The organism is Microbacterium sp. H6 (genome assembly GCF_003314775.1).
GTDB lineage: Bacteria > Actinomycetota > Actinomycetes > Actinomycetales > Microbacteriaceae > Microbacterium > Microbacterium oxydans.
The window spans coordinates 1,186-3,627 of sequence record NZ_QOAY01000208.1; the positions used below are offsets into that span (position 1 = coordinate 1,186).

At 69.5% G+C, this 2,442-nt stretch carries 3 protein-coding genes and 1 pseudogene; 1 reads left to right on the forward strand and 3 read right to left on the reverse strand.

Annotated elements, in window-relative coordinates:
• Positions 1-464: pseudogene (locus DSP71_RS23895) on the reverse strand (phosphoglucomutase, alpha-D-glucose phosphate-specific); the annotation flags it as partial.
• 169 nt (positions 465-633) lie between these two features.
• On the opposite strand from DSP71_RS23895, the gene pheA reads away from it, so the two are divergent.
• The gene (pheA, locus tag DSP71_RS13970) at positions 634-1,584 is read left to right on the forward strand and encodes a prephenate dehydratase (protein WP_045264466.1); all 951 of its coding nucleotides are present in this window, start codon (positions 634-636) and stop codon (positions 1,582-1,584) included.
• Positions 1,585-1,614: 30 nt separating this feature from the next.
• Here the strand turns inward: pheA and DSP71_RS13975 are convergent, their stop codons facing one another.
• Both DSP71_RS13975 and DSP71_RS23900 read right to left on the reverse strand, forming a co-directional pair.
• Complete coding sequence (locus tag DSP71_RS13975) at positions 1,615-1,824, reverse strand: methyltransferase (RefSeq protein WP_113681398.1); 210 nt, start codon at positions 1,822-1,824, stop codon at positions 1,615-1,617.
• 83 nt (positions 1,825-1,907) lie between these two features.
• A partial coding sequence (locus tag DSP71_RS23900) for an LLM class flavin-dependent oxidoreductase (RefSeq protein ID WP_258546447.1) occupies positions 1,908-2,442 on the reverse strand: 535 nt, incomplete at its 5' end.

Below are 2,442 nucleotides of genomic sequence, written 5' to 3' on the forward strand. Positions count from 1 at the left end.
CCGTCGCGCGGAGGGTTGTGCGAGGGGGTGACGACGATGCCGTCGGCGCGACCGGGGTCGTCTGCCGCCTTGCCGCGGTTGTAGGTGAGGATCGCGTGGCTGAGGGCCGGAGTCGGCACCCACGAGTCGCGGGAGTCGACGCGCACGTCGATGCCGTTCGCGAGCAGCACCTCGATCGCGCTGCGCTCGGCGGGGAGCGACAGCGCGTGCGTGTCGCGTCCGAGGAACAGCGGACCGGTGATCCCCTGCGCGTCGCGGTAGTCGACGATCGCCTGCGTCGTGGCGAGGATGTGGTTCTCGTTGAAGCTGTTCGACAGCGACGATCCGCGATGGCCGCTGGTGCCGAACACGACGCGCTCTGCGGCCACCTCCGGGTTTGGCGTGCGGTCGTAGTAGGCGGCGATCAGTTCGTCGACGTCGATCAGGTCACTTTCCTCCGCGGGGAGGCCGGCACGGCTCGTCATCCTCTCAGTCTGCCCCCTGTTCGGCGTGATCGCATCCGGAAGAGGCCCTCTTCCTCTCCCGCCTCGCCGTTCTCGTCGCGATATGACAGCCAGAACCGCCGACGAAGGTGGAACATTGCGACGGGAGGGGAAGTCACGCGGGGGAGCGGCGCCGTCACCGAGGGATAAGGTGAAACCCGTGACTGAACGCCGCACCTACAGCTATCTCGGCCCCGCCGGCACCTTCACGGAGGCGGCGCTCGATCAGGTGGCCGAGGCCCGCGGGCAGGACTGGCGCCCCGTGCACAACGTGGGCGAGGCTCTCGCCGACGTGCTCGAGGGGCGCAGCGACGCCGCGATGATCGCGATCGAGAACTCGATCGAGGGCGGGGTGTCCACCACGCAGGACGCTCTGGCGACCCTCCCCGGTCTGCGCATCATCGGCGAGTACCTGGTGCGGGTGAACTTCGTGCTGGTCGCCCCGCGCGGCACGACGCTCGACCAGGTCGAGGTCATCGCGGCGCATCCCGTCGCCTACGCGCAGTGCCACGGCTGGCTCGGCGCGCACCTGCCGTCGCACTCGCACGTGCCGGCCTCGAGCAACGTCGCCTCCGCGATCGGCGTCCTCGACGGAACGCTGCCCGCTCAGGCCGCCATCGCGGCTCCCGGCATCGTGAACCACTACGACGTCGATGTGCTGGCGGAAGGCATCGGCGACAACGCGCAGGCGGTGACCCGTTTCGTGCTGGTCACCCGCACCACCCGTTCACCGGAACCGACCGGTGCAGATAAGACGTCCCTGATCGTCGAGCTTCCGCACGACCACCCCGGATCGCTCCTGGAGATGCTCGAGCAGTTCTCCACCCGCGGCATCAACCTGTCGCTCATCGAGTCTCGGCCCATCGGCGATGAGCTGGGTCGCTACCGGTTCGTGATCGACGCCGACGGCCACATCGAGCACGAGCGCATGGCCGATGCGCTGCTCGGCATCCGCCGGTTCAGTCCCCGCGTCGTGTTCCTCGGGTCGTACCCGCGGGCGGACCGTCAGATCGTGCAGTACCCTGACCGCTACTCGGACGACGTGTTCGTCGAGGCGCGCGATTGGCTCCGCGGTATCCTCTCCGGCGAACCGGAGTCCTGACTCTCCCGGTCCGTCAGGCCGTCGAGCCGCTCATTGCTCCTGGAAGCGCGGCCAGTCGCTCCCCGGCGTCATGTGCGAATGCAGCGCACCCTTCGCCGAGGCGAGGCTCGGGTAGGTGCCCGTCGTCGCGTCGGCCCCGACCATCGTGACCGTGTAGCCGTCCTCGTCGTGGCGGATGCTGCCCACAACGCCGTTGCGTCCGTAGGCCACCCAGAGTGCGAGTGTCTTCGTGGTGCTCATCGTCGAACCCCTCTCTCTGCCGCCGAGGCTACGCCTGCCCGCAGGGGAAGGCCAGGGCTTGACAAGCGGCCGTCACTGTCGGCTCAGAGCGCAGCGGCGATGAGCTCCAGAGTCTGCGCTCGTCCGGTCGGGGCGTCCTTCGGCTCGGCGTCGTAGGCACCGGCGACCGGTGAGAGCATGACCTCGTCGACGCCGTGGCGCTCGGCGAAGGCACGCACCTCGGCCGCGACGCTCTCACCCGTGCCGACGAACCAGCGAGAGCGGGCGGCCTGCACGACCTCGTCGGTCGCCGGGTCGGTGACGGCGGACATCGCTTGCTCGACGGTCTCGAGAGCGGCGAGGGGTTGATTGAGCCGCAGGCGCGCCATCATCCGCAGCTGCGGCAGCGCGCGAGCCTCCGCCTCGTCCTGGGTCGGCGCCGCCACCGCGTTCACGGAGAGGAACGTGCGCGGCTCAGGGTGCTCTTCGCTGGGGCGGTACCCGGTGCGGTAGAGATCGAGCGCGCGTTCGAGACCCTGCCCCGAGAAGTGGTTGGCGAAGACGTAGGGCAGCCCGTGGGATGCGGCGAGCTGGGCCGAGTAGTCGCTCGATCCGAGCAGCCAGACCTCGGGGGTTCCG

What these genes read in the sequence shown, in the direction of transcription:
- DSP71_RS13975 (WP_113681398.1), bottom strand. Translation starts at nt 1,824, where the DNA reads ATGAGCACCACGAAGACACTCGCACTCTGGGTGGCCTACGGACGCAAC.